Origin of the sequence: Pseudoflavonifractor sp. MSJ-30 (genome assembly GCF_018918045.1) — a bacterium.
Taxonomy (GTDB): Bacteria; Bacillota; Clostridia; order Oscillospirales; family Oscillospiraceae; genus Faecousia.
The window spans coordinates 25,808-47,212 of sequence record NZ_JAHLPU010000015.1; the positions used below are offsets into that span (position 1 = coordinate 25,808).

Annotated in this window: 23 protein-coding genes; 10 read left to right on the plus strand and 13 right to left on the minus strand. The window is 55.7% G+C overall.

Annotated features, from left to right (window positions below; all coding sequences use genetic code 11):
- Position 1: 1 nt before the first annotated feature.
- Together ylxM and KQI10_RS01660 are read right to left on the minus strand one after the other, a co-directional pair.
- The gene (gene ylxM / locus KQI10_RS01655) at positions 2-346 is read right to left on the minus strand and encodes a YlxM family DNA-binding protein (protein ID WP_216565665.1); all 345 of its coding nucleotides are present in this window, start codon (positions 344-346) and stop codon (positions 2-4) included.
- Positions 347-452: 106 nt separating this feature from the next.
- Entirely contained in the window at positions 453-1,088 is a 636-nt protein-coding gene (locus KQI10_RS01660) for a hypothetical protein (protein ID WP_216565666.1), read from the minus strand.
- A gap of 81 nt (positions 1,089-1,169) precedes the next feature.
- Here KQI10_RS01660 and KQI10_RS01665 point away from each other — a divergent pair, with 81 nt between their 5' ends.
- Entirely contained in the window at positions 1,170-1,940 is a 771-nt protein-coding gene (locus KQI10_RS01665) for a histidinol-phosphatase (protein ID WP_216565667.1), read from the plus strand.
- A 44-nt stretch (positions 1,941-1,984) separates the two neighbouring features.
- Here the strand turns inward: KQI10_RS01665 and yajC are convergent, their stop codons facing one another.
- The 3 genes from yajC to KQI10_RS01680 all read right to left on the minus strand — a co-directional run bounded on the left by yajC (position 1,985) and on the right by KQI10_RS01680 (position 5,130).
- Complete coding sequence (gene yajC / locus KQI10_RS01670) at positions 1,985-2,359, minus strand: preprotein translocase subunit YajC (RefSeq protein WP_253285058.1); 375 nt, start codon at positions 2,357-2,359, stop codon at positions 1,985-1,987.
- A gap of 104 nt (positions 2,360-2,463) precedes the next feature.
- Positions 2,464-4,431, minus strand: a complete 1,968-nt coding sequence (gene uvrB, locus KQI10_RS01675) for an excinuclease ABC subunit UvrB (protein ID WP_216565668.1) — start codon at positions 4,429-4,431, stop codon at positions 2,464-2,466.
- Positions 4,432-4,443: 12 nt separating this feature from the next.
- Positions 4,444-5,130 carry a RadC family protein gene (locus tag KQI10_RS01680; RefSeq protein WP_216565669.1) on the minus strand — a complete coding sequence of 229 codons (687 nt, stop codon included), beginning with the start codon at positions 5,128-5,130 and terminating at the stop codon, positions 4,444-4,446.
- Positions 5,131-5,270: 140 nt separating this feature from the next.
- Between KQI10_RS01680 and KQI10_RS01685 the strand changes: the two genes are divergently transcribed.
- Positions 5,271-6,323: a sensor histidine kinase KdpD gene (locus tag KQI10_RS01685; protein WP_216565670.1), complete on the plus strand. Its 1,053-nt coding sequence runs from the start codon at positions 5,271-5,273 to the stop codon at positions 6,321-6,323.
- 26 nt (positions 6,324-6,349) lie between these two features.
- Here KQI10_RS01685 and KQI10_RS01690 read toward each other — a convergent pair whose 3' ends face one another.
- Positions 6,350-6,748, minus strand: coding sequence for a helix-turn-helix domain-containing protein (locus tag KQI10_RS01690; RefSeq protein WP_216565671.1), 399 nt, complete (start codon positions 6,746-6,748; stop codon positions 6,350-6,352).
- A gap of 149 nt (positions 6,749-6,897) precedes the next feature.
- Here KQI10_RS01690 and KQI10_RS01695 point away from each other — a divergent pair, with 149 nt between their 5' ends.
- From KQI10_RS01695 to KQI10_RS01710, 4 genes are all read left to right on the plus strand, one after another.
- Positions 6,898-7,614, plus strand: coding sequence for an ABC transporter ATP-binding protein (locus tag KQI10_RS01695; protein WP_216565672.1), 717 nt, complete (start codon positions 6,898-6,900; stop codon positions 7,612-7,614).
- Entirely contained in the window at positions 7,611-8,261 is a 651-nt protein-coding gene (locus KQI10_RS01700) for an ABC-2 transporter permease (RefSeq protein WP_216565673.1), read from the plus strand. Before KQI10_RS01695 ends, KQI10_RS01700 begins: the two co-directional genes overlap by 4 nt.
- A 176-nt stretch (positions 8,262-8,437) precedes the next feature.
- Positions 8,438-9,946 (plus strand): leucine-rich repeat domain-containing protein, encoded by a 1,509-nt coding sequence (locus KQI10_RS01705; protein ID WP_216565674.1) that lies wholly within the window; start codon positions 8,438-8,440, stop codon positions 9,944-9,946.
- A gap of 54 nt (positions 9,947-10,000) precedes the next feature.
- Entirely contained in the window at positions 10,001-10,873 is an 873-nt protein-coding gene (locus tag KQI10_RS01710; RefSeq protein ID WP_216565675.1) for a 3'-5' exonuclease, read from the plus strand.
- A 427-nt stretch (positions 10,874-11,300) separates the two neighbouring features.
- Here KQI10_RS01710 and obgE read toward each other — a convergent pair whose 3' ends face one another.
- From obgE to KQI10_RS01740, 6 genes are all read right to left on the minus strand, one after another.
- Positions 11,301-12,575, minus strand: a complete 1,275-nt coding sequence (gene obgE / locus KQI10_RS01715; RefSeq protein WP_216565676.1) for a GTPase ObgE — start codon at positions 12,573-12,575, stop codon at positions 11,301-11,303.
- A 151-nt stretch (positions 12,576-12,726) separates the two neighbouring features.
- Positions 12,727-13,008 (minus strand): 50S ribosomal protein L27, encoded by a 282-nt coding sequence (gene rpmA / locus KQI10_RS01720; RefSeq protein ID WP_216565677.1) that lies wholly within the window; start codon positions 13,006-13,008, stop codon positions 12,727-12,729.
- Between the two features lie 4 nt (positions 13,009-13,012).
- Positions 13,013-13,336, minus strand: coding sequence for a ribosomal-processing cysteine protease Prp (locus KQI10_RS01725; protein ID WP_216565678.1), 324 nt, complete (start codon positions 13,334-13,336; stop codon positions 13,013-13,015).
- Positions 13,337-13,345: 9 nt separating this feature from the next.
- On the minus strand, positions 13,346-13,657 hold the full coding sequence (gene rplU / locus KQI10_RS01730) for a 50S ribosomal protein L21 (RefSeq protein WP_216565679.1): 312 nt from the start codon (positions 13,655-13,657) through the stop codon (positions 13,346-13,348).
- 353 nt (positions 13,658-14,010) lie between these two features.
- Complete coding sequence (gene fba / locus KQI10_RS01735) at positions 14,011-14,979, minus strand: class II fructose-1,6-bisphosphate aldolase (RefSeq protein ID WP_216565680.1); 969 nt, start codon at positions 14,977-14,979, stop codon at positions 14,011-14,013.
- Positions 14,980-15,362: 383 nt separating this feature from the next.
- Positions 15,363-15,923 (minus strand): TetR/AcrR family transcriptional regulator, encoded by a 561-nt coding sequence (locus tag KQI10_RS01740; RefSeq protein WP_216565681.1) that lies wholly within the window; start codon positions 15,921-15,923, stop codon positions 15,363-15,365.
- 230 nt (positions 15,924-16,153) lie between these two features.
- Here KQI10_RS01740 and KQI10_RS01745 point away from each other — a divergent pair, with 230 nt between their 5' ends.
- From KQI10_RS01745 to KQI10_RS01760, 4 genes are all read left to right on the plus strand, one after another.
- Complete coding sequence (locus KQI10_RS01745; protein ID WP_216565682.1) at positions 16,154-16,690, plus strand: prolyl-tRNA synthetase associated domain-containing protein; 537 nt, start codon at positions 16,154-16,156, stop codon at positions 16,688-16,690.
- 251 nt (positions 16,691-16,941) lie between these two features.
- Positions 16,942-18,225: an amidohydrolase family protein gene (locus tag KQI10_RS01750; protein WP_216565683.1), complete on the plus strand. Its 1,284-nt coding sequence runs from the start codon at positions 16,942-16,944 to the stop codon at positions 18,223-18,225.
- Between the two features lie 93 nt (positions 18,226-18,318).
- Positions 18,319-18,879, plus strand: coding sequence for an RNA polymerase sigma factor (locus KQI10_RS01755; RefSeq protein ID WP_216565684.1), 561 nt, complete (start codon positions 18,319-18,321; stop codon positions 18,877-18,879).
- Complete coding sequence (locus KQI10_RS01760; RefSeq protein WP_216565685.1) at positions 18,876-19,913, plus strand: hypothetical protein; 1,038 nt, start codon at positions 18,876-18,878, stop codon at positions 19,911-19,913. The genes KQI10_RS01755 and KQI10_RS01760 overlap by 4 nt, the downstream gene beginning before the upstream one ends.
- A gap of 151 nt (positions 19,914-20,064) precedes the next feature.
- Here the strand turns inward: KQI10_RS01760 and KQI10_RS01765 are convergent, their stop codons facing one another.
- The gene (locus KQI10_RS01765; protein ID WP_216565686.1) at positions 20,065-21,402 is read right to left on the minus strand and encodes a M15 family metallopeptidase; all 1,338 of its coding nucleotides are present in this window, start codon (positions 21,400-21,402) and stop codon (positions 20,065-20,067) included.
- Between the last annotated feature and the right edge of the window lie 3 nt (positions 21,403-21,405).

Here is a 21,405-nt window from a genome sequence, read left to right on the forward strand (position 1 = left end):
CTTACTCCTCAAGTTCCTTTGCCGCTGCCAGGATTTGCCGGGCCAGTTTCCCCACCTCCGGATCTTTGGAGGTGGACAGCATCTCCGCCGCCCGGATGATTTGCTGGGCAGCCGAGCGGACCTTTTCATCCCGGCGCAGGAAGCCTGTTTTTTCTTCCATATTCCGCAGGAGCGTCTCCGCCCGGCTCAGGTTGTCATAGACCCCCTGGCGGCTGACGCCAAGCTCCTGGGCGATCTCTCCCAGAGACATATCCTGGTTGTAACGCATATCCAGGCAGTCCCTCTGCCGCTGGGTCAAAAGCTCGCCGTAGTAATCAAACAGCAGCGTCATTTCCAGTGCATCCATGGGCGATCCTCCTCTGTCAAGCAAATCCACTTGACAGCTCGGATATCATACACGATTTTCTGTTCTTTGTCAAGTATTTTTCCTTGACAGTCAGAAAATATTTGTTTTATCGAACCCGATACCACCGGGACAGCTCTTTTACCTTCAGAAATCCGACTTTTTCATACAGCGCAATGGCCCGTTCGTTGGTTCCGGCTACCTCCAGACGCAGCGGCACCCCGGGGCACACAGAGGCCAGCGAGTGCAGAACACGTTTCCCCGCACCGGGAAACGCGGCGGCAATGGCCTCAATGCAGTCCTCCCGCAAATAGCCGATGCCCAGAAGCTCCCCCCGATGATGGACAAAATAAGCCCCGCCCTCCAGCAGCCGGGCCTCATCCCGCCTTTCCAGGGTTCCGGCATTATCCACCGCGGACATGGCTTCATTGTAAAGTGCCCGCCACCGGCTGACCGTGGCCTCCGTTACCGGAAACAGGGACTCGATCAGCGCTTCCTCCACATTGGGGATGCCCCGCATTTCAAAAATCGCCGTATGCGGCGGATATTCCTCCAGTATCTCGCTGCCGGAGGCATAAATCTTCTCTGCCCCGCAGGCGGCACAGAAGGATACGCATTCCTCCAGCAGGGCTTTGGGATCCTGAGAATCCCGAAGGTGGATATAGGCCTCTCCCCGATAGGGAACCTCCTTCAGGATCAGGCTGGCAACACCGTTTTCCGTCGTAAACACAGGAAAGTCTTTCATGGATATATCCCCCGTAACCACATTGCATTTTATAAAAAACGTGGTATAATGTGTAAAAAAGGTAAAGAAAGAAGATATTTTATGATTGCGAATTATCATACCCATACGCCCCGCTGCAACCATGCCCAGGGCAGCGAGCAGGAATATGTGGATTCGGCGCTGTCTGCCGGGCTGAAGATTTTGGGTTTCTCGGACCATACACCCTATTTTTTCCCCGGGGACTACTACTCCACCTTCCGGATGCGCCCGGAAGAGCTTCCCGGCTATGTATCCACAGTGAACGCTCTGCGGGACCGCTATGCAGACCGGCTGGAGATCCATGTCGGCGTGGAGGCGGAATACTACCCCAAATACTTCGACCGGCTCGTGGACTTTCTCCGGCAGGAGCAGGTGGAATACATGATTCTGGGCCAGCACTTCGTTGGCAACGAGCCGGATGGGGTCTACAGCAGTCAGCCCACGGCAGACAAAGCAATTCTGGAGGCCTATGTCCGCCAGGGCATTGCCGCCATGGATACCGGACTGTACACCTATATGGCCCATCCGGATATTCTCAATTTCACCGGAAACCGGTCTGTCTATAACGAATGGATGGGGCTGCTCGTCCGGGAAGCCAAGGACCACGGTCTGCCCCTGGAATTCAATTTCCTGGGCTTCCGGGAGGGCCGAAACTACCCCGACCAGAGATTCCTGGAGCTGGTTGCTCAGGCAGGCCTGCCTATGGTGCTGGGCTGCGATGCCCACCAGCCGGAGGCACTGCAGGTGCCAAAGGTTGAGACCCAGGTCCGGGAAAAGCTCGGAAAGCTGGGCATTCCCATTCTGGAAACAGTTCCCTTAAAAAAGCTTGGGTAAAGAAAAACCACATCGGTATGGAGCCGATGTGGTTTTTTCTTTGCTTACTTGCCCTTCTCGGCCTTCTTGGCGGCCTTGGCCTTTGCCTTGGCTTCCTGGGCCTTCTTGGCCTCAGCCTTGGCGGCCTCAGCGGCGGTCTCGTTGGTGGACATAGCCCACTTGGCGATCTCGATACGGACCTGATCGGCGCCGGTCTCGATGACCAGATTGTTTTCCTTCACGTTGACAACGGTGCCGACAATGCCGCCGATGGTGGTGATCTTGTCGCCGGTCTTCACAGCGGAACGCATCTGTTCTGCTTCCTTCTTCCGCTTGTTTTCAGGGCGGATGAGCATGAAGTAGAACACGGCCAGCATGAGGACCAGAGTCACCAGCATGCTGCCCATTCCGGCGGAGCCGGTAGCAGTCAAAATAGTCATTGGGATAAACTCCTTTGTATGTGATGGATTTTATTATACCATCCGCGGCGCAAATTGCAAGGACAATTTACCGTGCCGCGGAATATTTTTGGAATGAGGGCTTTTCAGAGTCCGTTCCCCCGCAGCTCCACGATCTGATCCCGGAGCACGGCGGCATACTCGTACTCCATCATCTTGGCCGCCTCCTTCATCTGCTTTTCCAGACGGGCGATCTCCTTTTCCTTTTCCGCCTTGGTCATCTTCACACCATTGCGTCCCTTCCGCTCTGCGGTGGGCGAGGAAATCTCGATCAGATCCCGGACGGACTTGATAACGGTCTTGGGAACAATGCCGTGGGCCTTGTTGTAGGCGTCCTGGATATCCCGGCGGCGGGCAGTCTCGTCCATGGCGATGCGCATGGAGGGCGTCACCGTATCGGCATACATAATAACCTTGCCCCCGGCGTTTCGGGCCGCCCGGCCCATGGTCTGGATCAGGCTGGTCTCGCTGCGCAGGAAGCCCTCCTTGTCCGCGTCCAGAATGGCAACCAGGCTCACTTCCGGCAGGTCCAGGCCCTCACGGAGCAGGTTGATTCCTACGAGCACGTCAAATTTCGCCAGCCGCAGATCCCGGATGATCTCCATCCGCTCCATGGCGCCGATATCCGAATGCATATACCGGACTTTGATGCCCGCCTTTTGCAGGTACACCGTCAGATCTTCTGCCATTTTCTTGGTCAGGGTCGTCACCAGCACCCGCTCCTGCTTAGCCGTGCGGGCATTGATCTCGCCGATCAGATCATCAATCTGCCCCTCAATGGGCCGGACCTCCACCACGGGGTCCAGCAGGCCCGTAGGCCGGATGACCTGCTCCACAATCTGGCCGGAACGGGTACGCTCATACTCGCCGGGAGTAGCGGAGACGTAAATCACCTGATTGATCTTCTCATCGAACTCCTTGAAGTTCAGGGGCCGGTTGTCGTAGGCGGAGGGAAGGCGGAAGCCATAGTTCACCAGAGCATCCTTCCGGCTCCGGTCTCCGGCGTACATGGCCCGGCACTGGGGCAGGGTGACGTGGCTTTCGTCAATGAACATAAGAAAATCTTTCGGGAAATAATCCAGCAGTGTGGTAGGAGGCGATCCCGGGGCCCGGCCCTGAATGACCCGGGAATAGTTCTCAATGCCGTTGCAGAAGCCGATTTCCGTCATCATTTCCAGGTCGTAGGCGGTGCGCTGGGCAATACGCTGGGCTTCAATGAGCTTGTTTTCCGCCCGGAATTTTACAACCTGCTCGTCGCACTCCTTCTGGATTTCCAGCATGGCCCGCTGGAGCTTTTCCCTGGAGGCCACATAATGGCTGGCGGGGTAAATCGCCACATGGTCCACATAGCGCTCCACCATGCCGGATACGGCGTTGATCTCGCTGATGCGGTCGATTTCGTCCCCGAAAAACTCCACCCGGATAGCCCGGCCGGACCAATAGGCAGGATAGACCTCCAGCGTGTCCCCCCGGACCCGGAACTTATTTCGGGAGAAGTCGATATCGTTGCGCTCATAACGGATCTCCGTCAGCTTTTTGAGTATCTCATCCACAGGCCGCTCCTGGCCCACACGCAGGGAAATGACCATGCTCTTGTAGTCAATGGGATCCCCCAGGCCATACAGGCAGCTGACGGAGGCCACGATGATTACATCCCGCCGTTCAAAAAGGGACGATGTGGCCGAATGGCGCAGCCGGTCGATCTCCTCGTTGACGGAAGCATCCTTTTCGATATAGGTGTCCGTATGGGCAATATACGCCTCAGGCTGGTAGTAATCGTAGTAGGAAATGAAGTACTCTACCACATTTTTTGGAAAAAACTCCCGGAACTCCGAGCACAGCTGGGCCGCCAGGGTCTTGTTGTGGGCCAACACCAGAGTTGGCCGGTTGAGCTTCGCAATAACCGAGGCCATGGTAAAGGTCTTGCCGGAGCCGGTGACACCCAGCAGAGTCTGCTCCCGCAACCCCCAGTTCACGCCGTTGGCCAGAGCCTCAATGGCCTCCGGCTGGTCGCCGGAGGGCTTATATTCCGAAACCAGTTCAAAATGATCCATAGGTAATCTCCTTTATATCAGCAGGCAGTCCCGAAAGCGGTCATCAGACATGGCAACGGAAACATAGTCCCCGTCCGCCACGATGATGTGATCCGCCAAAGTGATCTCCACAGCCTGCAAAGCGTGGGCAATGCGGCGGGTGGTCTGGATATCCTCCGCCGAGGGCACCGCCAGACCGCTGGGATGATTGTGGGCCAGTACAACGGTGGTTGCGTTGACGCCGATGGCCGTCTCCACGATCTTGCGAATAGAAACTCCGGCAGAATTGGTGCCGCCCTCTCCCAGCTCCTTGCAGCACAGCAGCTTGCACTTGGCATCCAGACAGAGGATAAACACCGTTTCCAGCTTCCGCCCGAAAAAATGGGGCACCAGATAGTCCGCGCATTGTTCCAGGGTCGGCAAAGCCTTCACATGATTGGCCCGGTCCACCATATAAAATCTGCCCATCTGGGGAATCAGGGTCAGAAACACCGCCGCGTTTTCCCCGATACCCGGCACCTTCATCAGCTCCTCCGGGCTGGCCTCCAGCACCTGGGAAAAGCTGCCGAAATGGTCCAGCAGGGCATGGGCAATGGGGTTTGTATCCACCCGTGGGATCACATAAAACAGCAGCAGCTCCAGGGCCTGGATGTCCGAAAAACTGTCCAGTCCCTCCTGGCGAAACCGCCTTTTCACCCGTTCTCTGTGGCCTTCGTGCATAGAACTGCCTCTCTTCCGCGTCAAAAATCCTTCTTGCTATTTGCAAACAAGGGCGTTACAATAGTCTGAGAGAAATGTCGAAACCTGCCGGGAAAGTTTTTCCCGATTCTGCGCATGCTATCACTGTCAGGAGGACTGTCATGGATAAGGAAACCATTCCCTTTGAGACGCTGAATCTCATCGTTTCCCCCTGTCTCTGCGTCAAGGACGGGCGCATTTTCCGGTGCAATCAGGCTGCCGACCCTCTGATGCTCCCGGAGGGATGCGAAATTACGCCGCTTCTGGCCACAGGCCGGGAAGAATACGCTGCCTTTCGGGGTGGAAGCCTGTACCTGACGCTGAACATTTCCGGCACCGTCTTCGGTGCGGAGGTGGAACGTCGGGGAGATTGGGATTTCTTCCTGCTGGAAGGTCCCGAAGAGACCCGTGAACTCCGGGCCCTGGCCCTGGCTGCCGCTGACCTGCGGGAGCCCCTGGCAGACATTCAAGCATCCGCGGAAATGCTGGCCCGGGAGGCAGGCCCAGAAGCGGAAAAGCAAACCGCGGCGCTGAACCGCAGCATGGCGCAGATGCTGCGCGTTATCGGCAATATGTCCGCCGCGGCGGCGGGACTGAGCCACCAGGAGCTGGTGGAGATCACCGCCGTTTTCCGGGAGATTTTTGAAAAGGGTCAGACCTTGTTGCGCGGAATTGATCTGTCCCTCAGCTATCATGGACCGGAGCATAGCCTTTACTGCGTTGCCGATACCCAGGAGTTGGAGCGGGCGATTCTGAACCTGCTGTCCAACGCCGCCAAATTTACCCCAAAGGGCGGCAGTATCACCGCCAGTCTCACCAGACAGGGCCGAATGCTGCGGCTTTGTGTTCAGGATACCGGCAGCGGCATTTCTGACGCCATCCGGGGCAGCGTCTTCCGGCGCTATCTGCGGCAGCCCTCCATCGAGGACGGGCGTTCTGGTTTGGGCCTGGGCATGGTCATGGTCCGCTCTGCCGCCTCTCACCACGGAGGCACCGTGCTTATGGATCGCCCGCCCCAGGGAGGCACCCGGGTCACCATGACCATTGCCATCCGTCAGGACGGCGGCACCCAGCTGCGCTCCCCTCTGCTGCGCATCGACTATGCCGGAGAACGGGACCACGCCCTCATGGAGCTGTCCGACGTGCTTCCGGCGGAATACTATAGGGATTTCTGAACATCTCCCCGCCGGCCGCGGGGAGATCAGTCTATTCTCTGTAAAAAGATGTCTTTTTTTACAAGGGCAATGCCATTGCCATCCTCGCCAAGGACCAGCAGTTCCTCACCGGAACGGATTGAGAAAACCTCCAACGCCTTTTCCGGCAGTCGGAACACACCATTCTCCCCTACCGTCACCGCGCCGAAGAAATGCTTTCCCTTTGGCGGGATAGGCAGTAGCTGTCCCTCCGGCGCGTAGCGAACCAGATCATCCAAAGTCACATTATAAAAATTCGCCAGAGCGATACAATTGTCAATATCCGGAGCAGACTCCCCTGTTTCCCATTTGGAAAGGGCCTGGCGGGACACGCCCACAGCCCCTGCCACCTGCTCCTGAGTCAGGCGGTTTCGCTTGCGCAGATACAGCAGATTCTCAGCCAGCATGGTCGCCCTCCTTTCACATACTTTCTATTATACCCGTCCCGGCTGTAAAATGCAACCGGGGTTAACATTTTTTCCGCAAAAATGTTCGCCTACAATGGTGGACTTTTTCGATGCCCTGTCCTAAAATAGAGCCATAAGGAGGGATGACTATGGGACCTGTTTTGGAAGTTTCCGGGCTTTGTAAGCAATATCCAAATTTTTCGCTGAAAAATGTTAGCTTTTCTCTGGAGAAAGGCCATATCATGGGTTTTCTTGGCCGAAATGGCGCTGGAAAGACCACGACTATGAAATCGATTCTGGGGCTTGTCCACAGGGACGGCGGTATCGTCCATGTCCTTGGGCAGGACGATACCGGCAGTGACGTCCGCAGACATATCGGTTACGCCTCCGGCGGAGCAGTATTTTATCCCCGGAAAACTCTGGCGCAGATCACCGCTCTGACCAGGAGCTTTTACCCGGACTGGGACGACGCCGCCTTTGCCCACTATCTGGAAGTCTTCCGGCTGGACACCGGCAAACAGATTCGGCAGCTGTCCGAGGGCATGAAAGTCAAATTCCAGCTGGCACTGGCCCTGTCCCATGGGGCTGAACTTCTGATTCTGGACGAACCATCCAGCGGCCTGGACCCGGTATCCCGGGCGGAACTGACGGATATTTTCCGGCAGCTGGCGGCGAAAGGTGCATCCATTCTGTTCTCCACCCACATCACCACAGACCTGCCGGGCTGTGCCGACGACATCACCTATATTCAGGCAGGTGAAATTATCGCGTCCAAACCCCTTCCCGCCTTCCTGGCGGATTACGCGGACTGCGATGGTCTGGAGGCCATCATGGTCAAGCTGGAAAAGGAGGAGATACAACTGTGAAGCAGCTTGTAAAAAAGGAATTCACGTTTACAGCCCTGCCCCTGTGCTATCTCTTTTTGCTTTTTTCCGGCATGACCATGATTCCCGGCTATCCCATCGCCATGAGCAGCTTTTTCCTGTGTCTTTCCCTGTTCCAGTCCATGATGAACAGCCGGGAGCAAAATGATCTGAGTTACACCCTGTTGCTGCCTGTCAGTAAGGCGGACGTGGTAAAGGCAAACTATCTGTTCTGCGTCGGAATGCAGCTGCTTTTCTTCCTGCTCTGCGCCGTCTTGACGGCTATCCGCGCGGGTTTCCTCTCTGAGACCGCGGTATACACCCAGAATGCCATGATGAACGCCAATCCGGCCTATCTGGGTAACCTGCTGCTGGTATTTCTGAGCTTTAATGTTCTGGTGCTGGGCGGCTATTGGAAAACGGGCTACGCCCTGGGGAAGCCCTTCGTATATTTTTCCATCACAGCCTTTCTCATCGTAGCCGCAGGCGAAACCCTGCACCATATTCCCGGCCTTGAATGGCTGAATGCCACAGCCGGGCATTGGGGGCTCCAAACCACCGTACTGCTCCTGTGCGCCATTGCCTATGCTCTGGGAAGCAGGCTTGCTATGAAAAAAGCCCAAAGGCGTTTTGACAAGGTAGATCTGTAAACCGAAACCGAGAGGAATCCAATGGGCGGCGCATATGCCGCCCATTTTCTGATTGCCACCACGCCGTTTTCCCAATAATTATTTGTGGAATTATCGTGAATTATTTTCCTCTTTCTTGCATTCATTGACCGATTGTGGTATAGTAATGGCATTATGTTTACTGGAGGCCATACCCCATGGGCTTGCGCGGAAATACCAAAAAATATGCGTTCCTGCTGCTTCTTTTGCTTCTGCTCACCGGCTGCGGCAAGCAGGAGGCGGTGACGGAAACCACCACCGCTCCGCCGGAAACCACGGACCCCAAATACCTGGCGACGGAACTGCAGATGATCGTCACCTATGAAAATCTGGGCGACCTGGAAAAATATGAAAACCTGACTTTGCTGGACGCCACCGGCTCCACCGCCTATCCCGCCTTGGAGGTCTACGCCCAAAGCCATCCGGATGTCAACATCATCTATACCGTTGACCTGGGCAAGAAGTCTGTGGCCCACGGCACCCCGGAGATTACCCTGACTGCTGAGGAAACGGACTATGAGACACTGATGACCAACCTGTCCTATCTGAAGGACACCAAGAAACTGATTCTGCCAAAGACTTGCCTGACCGCCGACGAGCTGAGCAATCTGCAAAATGAATATCCAAATCTGGAAATCAGCTATACCCTGGGGCTGGCCGGGCAGGAGTTCACCGCGGACACCACCTCCCTCGACCTCTCCCAGCTGACCTCCGGCCAGCTCAACGCCGCTCAGGAGGTTCTTGCCCGTCTGCCCCAGCTGGAGACTGTGGAGCTGATGCGCGCCGACGGCACCAGCAGCCTGAGCCAAGCCGACGTGGAGTGGCTGGTAAACGCCGCCCCCAACGCCAGCTTCCACTATACCTTCACGCTTTTTGGCAAACAGATAGCCACCAACGATATCAAAGTGGAATTCAAGGATCTCTCCCTGACAGAGGATGACATTCCCGCCCTGCGGCAGGCTCTGGCCATTATGACGGACTGCGAGGCCTTCGTACTGGACAACTGCGGCCTGGACAACGAGACCATGGCCTCCATCCGGGAGGATTACCCCAGGACGGAGCTGGTCTGGCGCATCCAATTCGGCAAATACAGTGCCTGGACCAACGCGGAAACCATCCGCGCCGTTTACAACGTCTTTGACGACACCTGTGAAAACCTGAAATACTGCTGGCGCACCAAATATATGGATATCGGCCATAACGAAACGCTGACAGATCTGAGCTTTGTGGGGTATATGCCGGACCTGGAAATTTTCATTGCCTCCGGCTGCGCCGTGAAGCAGCTGGACGGGTTTGAGAACTGCAAAAAGCTGGAATTTCTGGAGCTGGCTTACTGCTACAAGCTGCAATCCATTGATCCGCTGGCAGGCTGCGAAAATCTCAGGAACCTGAACATCTGCTATTCCAAGGTCTCGGATCTCCACGCTCTGGACGGTCTGCCTCTGGAGCAATTCATGTGCAAGCAGACACGGGTCCCGGCGGACGAGCAAAAAATCTTCAAGGAGATTCACCCGGACTGCGTGACCAATTTCTATGGCAAGGAGCCCTACGCCGGCGCGGGCTGGCGCTACAAGGACAACGGCAAGACCTACACCGAGATCTACAAAAAGGTCCGGGAGGTCTTCGACTACGACGATATGCCCATGCCGACGGTCGCAAAGAAATAGAAAATATATATGGGCGGCAGCTTGCCGCCCATATTGTATAAGAGGGAGAGAATCATGAACTACATTATTTTTGATCTGGAATGGAACCAGCCCACAGAAGAGGCTACCGCCATCCGGGAACCCTTTTACCTGCCGGGGGAGATCATTGAAATCGGCGCTGCCAAACTGGACGAGCACTTCCATGTGATTGACACTCTGCGGGTGTACAGCAAGCCCCAACACTATAAGAAAATGCACAAGCGGATCGCGTCCCTCACCGGAATCCACGACAGACTTCTGGAAGAACAGGGGCTTCCTTTCCCGGAGGCTTATCGGAAATTCATCGACTGGTGCGGTGAGAAATACGCTTTCATGACCTGGAGCATGAGCGACCTTCCCACGCTGATCGACAACATGGCCCTCCACGGCATTGATATTTCCGGTCTGCCGGATTGGTACGATCTGCAGCGAATATTCGGCCGGGAAATCATGCGCGGCACCGTGAAGTACTCTCTGGAATACGCCATGGAGGTGCTTGGTGAATCCGGTGATGCCGCCCATGATGCCATGAACGACTCCGTAAACACCGCCAAGATCTGTGACCACCTGGATCTGGAGGAATATCTGGACGAGTACGCCTCACGGGTCTTCGCCGAATTGCCCAACGACCGGAGCTTCGACAGCCAGCAGACCGTTTTGCAGGATCCTGAGCTGCTCCGCTTTTCCTGCCCCTGGTGCGGCAAGGCCGTCGCCTGTGAGGGCTGGATCCACGATTGGAAGCAAAACTACGTCAGCTATGGTCAGGATGAGGATGGAGACGAATTCTATGTCACCTTATCCGTCTCCCGCCTCTGTGACGGAACCTTCCGGGCAAAGCGGATCTTCCAGGAGATGAGCGACGATCTGTGGGAACAGTACCAGGATAAAAAAGAAGCGCTGGAGGTATAAATCTCCCAACAAAGAACGCAGAGGACGACGCCCTCATCTCCCCGAAGCCCAATCAGCGGAACAGTATTCGTACGCACCGCTCTGTTGTTGAACGCTCGGGACGATGGGGGCATCGCCTCCTGCGTTTGAGAATTTTCGCCGGTAGCGGTAAATGGCCAGCAGGGGCGGCAAATCTGCCGCCCCTGCTCAGCTTGTAGAAAAAGTCTCGCAGAGTTCGCAGACTTTTGTCTGCGAATAAAGTCCAATCATTTTCTGCCGGGGCGTGTACCTGGCAGAAAATACCTATCAGGCTGCAAGTGTGGAATTTGTCCGCCAAAGGCGGACAAATTATGCACGCAGCAGACTGCAAAAGTTTGTCTAAAAAGCCCTTAAGGGGTTTTTAGACAGTCTAAGCAGGGGCGGCAAATCTGCCGCCCCTGCTGTTTTTTTACCGCATATACTCAAATTGCAGATCGTAAATATCCACAGTATCCCCATCCTGAATGCCCATTTCCTCCAGGCGGGCAAAGAGACCGCATTTGCGCAGCATCTGGTCGAAATAGTTCCGTGATTCGTAGTCGTCGAAGTTGATATTCTGCACCAGTCGTTCCAGCCAGATTCCGGTAACGACCCAGGTGGAGCCCAGATGCTCGACGGTCAGCTCCTGAGGGTCTCCCGCCTCGGGCTGCTTTTCTACATACTCCGGCTCATAAATGGTCACAGGCGGCAGCGTCCGCAGCTTTTCGGCCACCACACGCATGAGATTCCGGGTGCCCTGGGTGGTTCCGGCAGAGATCTCATACAGCTCACAGCCGGCGGCCTCCACGCAGGCGCGCAGGCGCTGCAAATTGTCGCTGTCCGGGGGCAGAAGGTCAATTTTATTGGCGGCAACGATCATAGGCCGGTTGGAAAGGTCCACGGAGTAGTTTGCCAGCTCGTCACAGATGGCGTTAAAATCCTCCACCGGGTCCCGGCCCTCGCTGCCGGAAACATCCACCACATGAACCAGCAGACGGCAGCGGTCGATGTGCCGCAGGAAGTCATGGCCCAGACCCGCGCCCTCCGCGGCGCCCTCAATGATGCCGGGGATATCGGCCATAACAAAGGACACACCCTCGTCCACATAGATTACCCCCAGGTTGGGGAACAGGGTCGTAAAGTGATAGTTGGCGATCTTGGGGCGGGCGTTGGAGGTAACGGAAAGCAAAGTGGATTTGCCCACATTGGGAAAGCCCACCAGGCCCACATCCGCCAGAAGTTTCAGCTCCAGAATCACGTCCCGCTCCTGACCCTTGAGGCCCACCTTGGCAAACCGGGGCACCTGCCGGGTGGCGGTGGCATAATGGGCATTGCCCCAGCCCCCACGGCCACCCTTGGCAATGACGAAATCCTCACCGGTGGACATATCCACAACGATCTGGTTGGTCTCCGCATCCCGCACCACGGTACCCCGGGGGACCTCAATGATCAGATTCTCTCCCCGCTTGCCGCTCATATTCCGGCCAAGACCATTGGCGCCGGACTGGGCAGAATACTTCCGTTTATAGCGAAAATCCAGCAGCGTGGACAGATTGTCGTTAACCCGCAGCATCACGCTGCCGCCATGGCCGCCGTCGCCGCCGTCAGGGCCGCCGGACGCCACATATTTCTCCCGGTGGAAGGCCACGGCGCCATCGCCGCCCCGTCCGCCGCAGACTGTAATTCGAACCTTATCTACAAACATAGTAGTATACCTCCATGCTTCACAGTGGGTGACACAGAAAAGAGCGCCCTGCCCTGGGGCTGTTAAAAGGATGGCCTGTTCTCTGCCACCCAGATTTCAAAAAAAGGACTGCCGCATTGTTCCGCAGCAGTCCTTCATTCATAGGCTTGTCTTACTGCTCAGCGTAAACGGAGCACTTCCGACGATCCTTGCCCATGCGCTCAAACTTGACGGTGCCGTCAACCAGGGCGAACAGGGTGTCATCCTTGCCGATACCAACATTGGTGCCGGGATGGATGTGGGTGCCTCTCTGGCGAACCAGAATGTTGCCAGCCAGAACAAACTGACCGTCAGCACGCTTGCAGCCCAGTCGCTTGGACTCGGAATCACGGCCGTTCTTGGTGGAACCGCCGCCCTTGTGGTGAGCGAAGAACTGAATACCAATCTTCAGCATTGTATTACACCTCCAAAACTTCGATGTTGTCGGGATATTGATCCCGCAGACTGCAAAGATACAGCATCATACCGGCTAAACAAGCCTGAACGCTTTCCTCTTCATCGCAGCTTACGGGGAGCGTCAAAGTAATGCGGGCGTCCGCTTCCTTGACGCGAACCTTGGCCTTTGCGCCGCACACATCGTTGATGGTGGCCTCAGCCATGGTGACAGCGGCAGAAACCGCGGCGCAGACAATATCGCTGCCCGTTTCGGCATAACCGCTGTGACCGGAGACGGAGAATCCGGTGATCCGCTCGTCCTCGGTAAAAAATTCGATCTTTGTCATACTCTTTGATTACAGAGCGATCTTGGTGATCTCGACCTTGGTATAGGGCTGACGATGACCGATGTGGGTCTTCTCGTTCTTCTTTGCCTTGTACTTCAGCACGTCGATCTTCTTGCCCTTGCCGTTCTTCACGACCTTGGCCTCAACAACAGCGCCCTCCACAACGGGAGCACCGATCTTGGAGTTCTCACCGTCCAGGACAGCCAGGACCTTGTCAAACTTCACGGTCTGCTCAGCCTCAACAGCCAGCTTCTCAATGAAGAGGACATCGCCCTCGGCAACGGTGTACTGCTTACCACCGGTAACAAAAACTGCCTTCATTTCTCATTTCACCTACTTTAATCGCGTAGTCTCGCTCTAAAGGCGGCTGCTTTTGGGCAGCACTTGTAAGCCTTCTCAATGCGGCTGGGTTATTTTATCATTGTTTCCTTCAAAAGTCAACACGAAATTTGAAAAAAATTCGTGTTTTCCGAAGCCGTTTTCAACGTTTTCCCTCTGTCCGCTTTTCCTGAACTTCTCCTCCGCTGCGGTGTTCAACGCGTCCCTCCATCAGCGGTACCTCTGCCGCCTCCAGACCTCTCCTCTTTGAATGGGCCGAAACAGGGCTTCCTTATTCCTGATAGAAAAACTTCCCGCGGGAGACCCCGCGGGAAGCTTTATTGGTCCGTTGTTTTTTACGCCTTGCCGTCGGAGCCCAGAACGTGGACGATCTTGTGGGCGACCATGTCCTTGACAGCCTGACGAGCGGGCTTCAGGTACTGACGAGGATCGAAGTGATCGGGATGCTCGTAGAAGTACTTGCGGATATTGCCGGTCATTGCCAGACGGATATCGGAGTCGATATTGATCTTGCAGACAGCCAGCTGAGCAGCCTTCCGCAGCTGATCCTCGGGGATGCCGATAGCGTCGGGCATGTTGCCGCCGTAGGTATTGACCATCTTCACGAATTCCTGGGGAACGGAAGAGGAGCCGTGCAGAACGATGGGGAAGCCGGGCAGACGCTTGATGCACTCCTCCAGAACGTCGAAACGCAGGGGGGGCGGAACCAGAATGCCGTCGGCATTCCGGGTGCACTGAGAGGGCTTGAACTTGTAAGCGCCGTGGCTGGTGCCGATGGCGATGGCCAGGGAGTCGCAGCCGGTGCGGGAAACGAACTCCTCAACCTCTTCGGGATGGGTATAGCTTTCCTTGCCGTGCTCAACAGCCACTTCGTCTTCCACGCCGGCCAGAGTGCCCAGCTCGGCCTCGACAACAACGCCGTGGTCATGGGCATACTCAACGACCTTCTTGGTCAGAGCGATGTTCTCCTCGAAGGACTTGGAGGAGGCGTCGATCATAACGGAGGTAAAGCCGCCGTCAACGCAGCTCTTGCACAGCTCAAAGCTGTCGCCATGGTCCAGATGCAGTGCAATGGGAATTTCGGGGTTTTCAATAACGGCAGCCTCAACCAGCTTCACCAGATAGGTGTGGTTGGCATAGGCGCGGGCGCCCTTGGAAACCTGCAGGATGACGGGAGACTTCAGCTCGCCGGCAGCCTCAGTGATGCCCTGAACGATCTCCATGTTGTTGACGTTGAAAGCGCCGATGGCGTAGCCGCCGTCGTAGGCTTTCTTGAACATTTCGGTTGTTGTTACGAGAGCCATTGGAATCAATCCTTTCATATATAGAGAGCTGACGCTCTCCTGTATTCCAGTAAATATTATAGCACATTCTGGGAATAATTCAATCATTATATTTGTCAAACGGAAGTATTTATGCTATACCATCGCCAGTGCGGGTTTTTGATGACGCATTTCCGTCAGAATCCACAAAGGAATATATTCTTTTTTATATAGAGGTATTAAAAATATTTGAAAATGGGATGTATCCGCGGCACGCCGTTTTTCCGGAACCGGATTCCGTTTCAAGAGACACAAACCGGGTCAATTTGTTCAATGCAGTACTATGCATGCTGCATAGTACCGTTTCCGAAAGTAAACATCCGGAGCAGCAAAAGGCCGCCGGGCGAACACGCCCGGCGGTCAAATCATACCTTGTTCAATCTGATGACCGTATCGGTGATTCTGGATGCCAGGAAGTCGCCCAACGACTCCACATCCTGCGCCATACCGGTCATAAACCAGGTTGCGACAGTACCGACAACGCCGCTGATGGCATAAACCGTCAGGTTGTCGTAGTCATAGGTCTGCTGAAGTGTCTGGAACTCAGGGTAAGTCTCCTTCGCCAGCGCAATGGCCCGTTCCCGGATTTTATCAAAGATATCTTCCCGGAAACTCTTGGAGGACAGAGCCATGAACAGATCTCTATGCTCCTTAATATAGTTCAACTGTTCCGCAATTTCTCTGCGGTCCGCCGCACCATTGGTCAGCTTTACCGGCCACTTCACACCGGAAAGGATCTTGTTCTCCACTTCCTCTTTCAACTGAGAAATGCTCTTGTAATTCCGGTAGAACGTGGATCGATTGATTCCGGCGTGCTCACAGAGCTTCGCAGGAGAGACATCCTCAAAGTCCCCCTCCAGAAGCAGCCCGACAAGCGCTGCCGATAACTTTTGTTTTGTTTTACGAACGCGTGCATCCTCTGCCATATGACCGCTCCTCGTTTTCTTGAAAATTGAGTATCTGCATTATAGCATATATTTCAAAAAAATCAACCATTTGACAAAACTTTTTTATTTCATATTTTTGTAATAAATATTCAAAACATGGAAAGTTTTCATCTTTGTAAAGCCGCATCCACTTCCGCAAGAAAAGGATTGAAACCCAGCGAAAAAGGGGGTATAATTTAAGAAAAATAACACTACAAGGTGGTCTGTTTATGGAAGACAATCCTTTCTCCGGCTCCCGGCAGGAACGGGAGCTTCGTACCTACGCTCTTTTGGATGAAATTAAAATTCCCTATGCCCGCATAGATCACGTCCCCGCCATGACTATGGAAGCCTGCGAGGATGTGGACAAAGCACTCGGCACCCGGATGTGCAAAAATCTGTTTCTCTGCAACCGGCAGCAAACGGTTTTTTACCTGCTTCTGATGCCCGACGCAAAAAAATTCCGCACGAAAACGCTCTCCGCCCAGCTGGGCTGCTCCCGGCTGTCCTTTGCGGACGAAGAACATATGGCGCAGCTGCTGGACATCCATCCGGGTTCCGTCAGTGTTCTTGGGCTGATGAACGACCATGGGAACCGGGTGCAGCTGCTCATTGACGAAGACCTCCTGCAGGACGAATACATCGGCTGCCATCCCTGCGTCAATACATCCAGTCTGAAAATCAGGCTTTCCGATATTCTGGAGAAATTTCTGCCCGCGGTGCACCACAGTTATCGTCCCGTGGCGCTGCCGGAGGAAAACGCATAATCTCCCCCCTCTCTGACATTGGATATGGAGGAATGGCTGTGTACCCGGAATGACTCCCGGCTCTGGCGCGTCGGCTCAGATTCCTCCCCCTATGTGGAATTGCGGTGCCGGTTCCGCCATCCGGGTGGATACGCGGCCGGAACGCAAGCGTGTTCTGTACGAGCGTCTTTTGTGCCCCTACTATAATAATAACAGTTCCCTGACGAAGCGGCAGAGGGCCCTTCATGGGATACCATAAGGAGAAACCTATCATGGAAAAATACGCGCTTACCAATTTCGTCCTGCTGGACGGCACAGAGCATATGCAGCCCCAAAAAGGTCTGGCAATTCTGGTAGAAAACGGACGGATCAACGCCATTGTACCCGAAGGGGCCATTTCCGGTGACTTCAAGAAGCAGGATCTGGACGGGCAGTATCTTCTGCCGGGTCTTATCAATCTGCATGTGCATCTGGCAGGCTCCGGCAAACCCAGAAAAAAGCAGACGGACCCCGTAAAGGCCGTCAAGCTGGTAACGGCAAACGGCCTGACCCGGCGTCTGGGCAAGGCCATGGTTACGGGCTATGCCAAGCAGCAGCTGCTCTCCGGTGTGACCACCATCCGCACCGTAGGCGGCATTCTGGATTTCGACGCCCAGCTGCGGGACGCCATTGACGCCGGACGTCAGACTGGCCCCCGAATTCTGGCAGGCAATATGGCCGTCTCCGTTCCCGGCGGACATATGGCCGGGTCTCTGGCCCACATCGTCACCACGCCTCAGGAGGCGAAAGCCTGCGTAAAAACCATTGCCGAGACCAAAGCTGACCTCATCAAGCTGATGGTCACCGGCGGCGTGTTGGACGCGGTGAAAAAGGGTGAGCCGGGCGTGCTGAAAATGGACCCCGCCATCATCAGGGCCGCCTGCGATCAGGCCCACGCTCTGGGGCTGAAGGTTGCCGCCCATGTGGAAAGCCCGGAGGGCGTCAGGGCCGCTCTGGAAAACGGCGTGGATACCATTGAGCACGGCGCCATGCCGGACCCGGAGATTCTGGAGCTGTTCAAGGAGCGGGGCGCCAGTCTGGTGACCACCATCTCCCCCACCCTGTCCTTCTCCCTGTTCGATCAGTCCATCAGCCACGCCACGGATATGCAGAAGTACAATGGCCGCATCGTTATGGACGGCATTGTTGGCTGCGCCAAGGCCTGCCTGGAGGCGGGCATCCCCGTCGGTCTGGGCACGGACACCGCCTGTCCCTATGTAACCCAATACGACACCTGGCGGGAGCTGACCTATCTGCGCCGGTTCTGCGGCGTTTCCAACGCCCAGGCCCTGTACATCGCCACTCTGGCAAGCGCGAAAATTGCGGGCATTGAAAAGGAGACCGGCTCTATTGAGGCCGGAAAATCCGCGGATATGCTGGTATGCCGGGAGAATCCGCTGACAAATCTTTCCGCGCTGCGGGAACTCTCCATGGTGATCTTCCGAGGAAAGCAGATCAAGGCTCCGAAGGTCAAGGTTATTCCCCAGGTCGAGCAGGAGCTGGATAATTATCTGTAATAAAAAGATTTCCCCTACTTTTGTTTCCATCCCCTTCTTTGCCTACTATATAGGTGTAAGGCCCTTACACAAAAAGCAAACAAGGAGCAAGCTATGGAAGACAATGCCATTGTGGCGCTGTACTTTGCCCGGTCGGAACAAGCAATCCGGGAAACCGGCAAGAAATACGGCGCATACCTGAATACCATTGCCGAAAATATTCTCCACCGGCATGAGGACGCGGAGGAGGCGGTGAACGATACCTATCTCGCTGCCTGGAATACCATCCCGCCTACCCGGCCCCGGGTGCTGCGGCACTTTCTCAGCCGCATTGTCCGGAATCAGTCCTTCACACGCTACAGCTACCTGACCGCCGCCAAGCGGTCCGCAGAAACGGACATTCTGCTGTCCGAAATCGAGGACTGCCTGCCGGACGGGCGGCAGAATCCCGCCCAGCGCATGGAGCAGCGGGAGATCACCAGAAACATCAACGCGTTTCTGGGAAGCCTTTCCCGGGAGGAGCAGGGTATTTTCGCAGCCCGGTACTTTTACGCCGTGCCATTGGAGCAGATTGCCGAAACCTACGGGAATTCCGTGCGGCAAATTCAATATCGCCTGCAAAAAATGCGGTCTTCCCTGCGCAAGCGTTTGGAACAGGAGGGTATTGCGGTATGACCATTTCGGAATTCAACAAGGCCATGAACGGCATCGATGACCGTTTCCTCTCCGCCTGGGAGGAACGGCAAAAAAAAATCGCCCCCCTGCCCGAGGGCAAGGGGAAATACGAGGCCAGACCCGGCCATCGGCGGCTGTGGGTGCTGGTATTGGCGGCCTGCCTGGTTATCGCCATGGCGCTCACGGCCTACGCGGCCAACTTCATGGGCATCCGGGAAGCGATGACGGGAACACTCAAGCAGGTCTCCCCGGGAGAGGCGGCCTATATCACCCCGGAGACCGCCGCGGCGGAATCGGACGCCGGTTGGAGCTGCGCCCTGACGGAAAGCCTGTATACGGGTGAGAAAATCATGCTCAGCGTCACCATCCGGGCCGGAGAAGATTATATTCTGATCCCGGCCTATATAAACGGCTCGTACCCAGTCGGCGAGATCGGCCTAAGCGGAAACGAAACCTTACAGGAATACGCGGACCGGCTGGGGAAAACACTGCTCAAGGCCGAAGCCAGCATGGATTTCACTGACTGGGACGTCAACGGTCAGGGTATATTCCCCAGAAGCAACGGCACCAACGAACTGACGCTGATCCTGTCCAGCGAGCACACTCTGCGCGGTCCGGAAACCCTGACCGGTACCTGCACGGTCTACGTGTGGCCCCTTGGTCAGGAAGAACCCACTATAGAGACGCTGCCCCTGTCCCTGACAGCCGCTCCCGAGCCGGAGGGCGACAAGCAGATTTTCCATCCCGTGGTATCGGACAGCGTTCCCGGTATGCTGTTCCAGGACGGCACTCTGTCAAAGTCCCTGTCCGGCTACCGCCTGCAGCTGCCCTTTACCGTTACGGACAAGGGTCTCGTGGACGATTATCTGAAGACCTACTGTGAGGAGCTGGACCTCTGGGGGCTGCTGGACAAGAGTACCGGAAACGTCTTCTATGACATTCCCACCAATGATTTTGGGCAGGCCACGATCCAGATTCGGAACTCGGATTCCGAGGTCGTCGGAACCGTGTGGATCGTGGAGCAAATCGGGTAGAATATAGCAGACACATTATAATATAAGTAGGGGACGATGCCCTCATCGTCCCGAAGGTTCGACTACAGAGCTTAACGATCAAACGCACTTCTCTGTCAATCTGGCCTCGGGACGATGCAGGCATCGTCCCCTACATTTTTTCATTTGCCCCTTATACCGCGCCTAAGTACTCCTCCAGGCACAGCCCGGTGTCCTTCATGTCCATGGCCACCTCAACGCCTACATAGCGGAAGTGCCATGGCTCGTTGGTAATGCCGGTGATTTCCTCCTTGTCCGCAGGGTAGCGGAGGATAAAGCCGTACTCCCAGCAGTGGACAGCCAGCCATTCGTTGGCCTCCTTGCCTACAAGGTCTGTGGACAGGCCCAGCTCATGCTCACTGGTGCCGGGCAGTGCCACGGTTTTCAGGGTCTCCTCATAGGCCTCCTCATAGGTCATGCCCTTTTCTTCATATTCCTGCGTCCGCAATTTCAGTATTTCGGTCTGCTGCTTATGGGTCCGGTAGGCGCTGTTTAAGTAGCAGTTGTTTCCGGCAGCTCTGCAATCGGCCAGCATCTGCCGCAGCGGCTCCGCCGCGATGCGCTGAATGGGCCGGTCCTTTTCCACTTCCACGGTGTCCCAAGTCCAGTCATCGGGAATGGGATTGTCCTTATTGACCAGCACCACCTGAATGCCCTTGGGGGTAAAGTACCAGGTTCGGCCGTCAATACTCTGCTTTCCCACAGCGGCACTGCCGTCCTCCTGGAGGTAATAGCGATACTCCCCTTCTTCACGCCAGCCGGTCTGTACAAGTCCGTCATCCGAGAGGAAATAGCGTTTCCCTTCCAGTTCCAGCCAGCCGGTTTGCATCAGCCCGGAATCGTCATACCAACGTTTCCCGTCTTCCTCGTCCAGCCAGCCGGTGACCATGGTGCCGTCTTCCCGGAAGAAGCGGACGCCGTCCTCCATGTCCTGTCTGCCCGTGCGGGGAACGCCGTCATCGCCTAAGTAGTAGGTGCCGGTCTCCAGAGTCAGCCACTGGGTAGCCAGCACACCGGATTCGTCAAAATAATACCGGTTTCCCTCGATTTCCTGCCAACCGGTGACCATAGGGCCGGAGGCGGAAAAATAATGGGTACCATTCTCTATGGTTTGCCAACCGGTAGACATGGCCCCCGTGGAGGGATTGAAGTAGTAGATCTGCCCATCCACCTGGGTCAGCCCCAGCCGCAGGACGCCGTCGGCGCCAAAGTAGCACCGTCCGACCTCCAGATCCTGCCAGCCGGTCTGCATCCTGTATTCGGCGTCAAAATGGTAGATCTTGTCCGCAATGGTCTCCCATCCTGTTACCTTTTTTCCGTGAAAATTCCGGTAGGAATAAACACCGTCCTCCTGGACCCAGCCGCTGCGGTCCACATTCTCGTCAAACCAAACCCAGCCTGCCACGCCAATCATGGCGAGGCCCGCAATAATCAGAACCGCACACAGCCAATTTCGGACTTTTTTACTCATGGA

Coding starts and splice junctions, on each gene's coding strand:
- KQI10_RS01710 (WP_216565675.1), top strand. CDS start 10,001: ATGAACTACATTATTTTTGATCTGGAATGGAACCAGCCCACAGAAGAG.
- rpmA (WP_216565677.1), bottom strand. CDS start 13,008: ATGCTGAAGATTGGTATTCAGTTCTTCGCTCACCACAAGGGCGGCGGT.
- KQI10_RS01755 (WP_216565684.1), top strand. CDS start 18,319: ATGGAAGACAATGCCATTGTGGCGCTGTACTTTGCCCGGTCGGAACAA.
- obgE (WP_216565676.1), bottom strand. CDS start 12,575: ATGTTTGTAGATAAGGTTCGAATTACAGTCTGCGGCGGACGGGGCGGC.
- KQI10_RS01665 (WP_216565667.1), top strand. CDS start 1,170: ATGATTGCGAATTATCATACCCATACGCCCCGCTGCAACCATGCCCAG.
- rplU (WP_216565679.1), bottom strand. CDS start 13,657: ATGAAGGCAGTTTTTGTTACCGGTGGTAAGCAGTACACCGTTGCCGAG.
- KQI10_RS01765 (WP_216565686.1), bottom strand. CDS start 21,402: ATGAGTAAAAAAGTCCGAAATTGGCTGTGTGCGGTTCTGATTATTGCG.
- KQI10_RS01740 (WP_216565681.1), bottom strand. CDS start 15,923: ATGGCAGAGGATGCACGCGTTCGTAAAACAAAACAAAAGTTATCGGCA.
- KQI10_RS01760 (WP_216565685.1), top strand. CDS start 18,876: ATGACCATTTCGGAATTCAACAAGGCCATGAACGGCATCGATGACCGT.
- yajC (WP_253285058.1), bottom strand. CDS start 2,359: ATGACTATTTTGACTGCTACCGGCTCCGCCGGAATGGGCAGCATGCTG.
- KQI10_RS01705 (WP_216565674.1), top strand. CDS start 8,438: ATGGGCTTGCGCGGAAATACCAAAAAATATGCGTTCCTGCTGCTTCTT.
- KQI10_RS01695 (WP_216565672.1), top strand. CDS start 6,898: ATGGGACCTGTTTTGGAAGTTTCCGGGCTTTGTAAGCAATATCCAAAT.
- KQI10_RS01750 (WP_216565683.1), top strand. CDS start 16,942: ATGGAAAAATACGCGCTTACCAATTTCGTCCTGCTGGACGGCACAGAG.
- fba (WP_216565680.1), bottom strand. CDS start 14,979: ATGGCTCTCGTAACAACAACCGAAATGTTCAAGAAAGCCTACGACGGC.
- KQI10_RS01745 (WP_216565682.1), top strand. CDS start 16,154: ATGGAAGACAATCCTTTCTCCGGCTCCCGGCAGGAACGGGAGCTTCGT.
- KQI10_RS01660 (WP_216565666.1), bottom strand. CDS start 1,088: ATGAAAGACTTTCCTGTGTTTACGACGGAAAACGGTGTTGCCAGCCTG.
- uvrB (WP_216565668.1), bottom strand. CDS start 4,431: ATGGATCATTTTGAACTGGTTTCGGAATATAAGCCCTCCGGCGACCAG.
- KQI10_RS01690 (WP_216565671.1), bottom strand. CDS start 6,748: ATGCTGGCTGAGAATCTGCTGTATCTGCGCAAGCGAAACCGCCTGACT.
- KQI10_RS01725 (WP_216565678.1), bottom strand. CDS start 13,336: ATGACAAAGATCGAATTTTTTACCGAGGACGAGCGGATCACCGGATTC.
- KQI10_RS01680 (WP_216565669.1), bottom strand. CDS start 5,130: ATGCACGAAGGCCACAGAGAACGGGTGAAAAGGCGGTTTCGCCAGGAG.
- ylxM (WP_216565665.1), bottom strand. CDS start 346: ATGGATGCACTGGAAATGACGCTGCTGTTTGATTACTACGGCGAGCTT.
- KQI10_RS01685 (WP_216565670.1), top strand. CDS start 5,271: ATGGATAAGGAAACCATTCCCTTTGAGACGCTGAATCTCATCGTTTCC.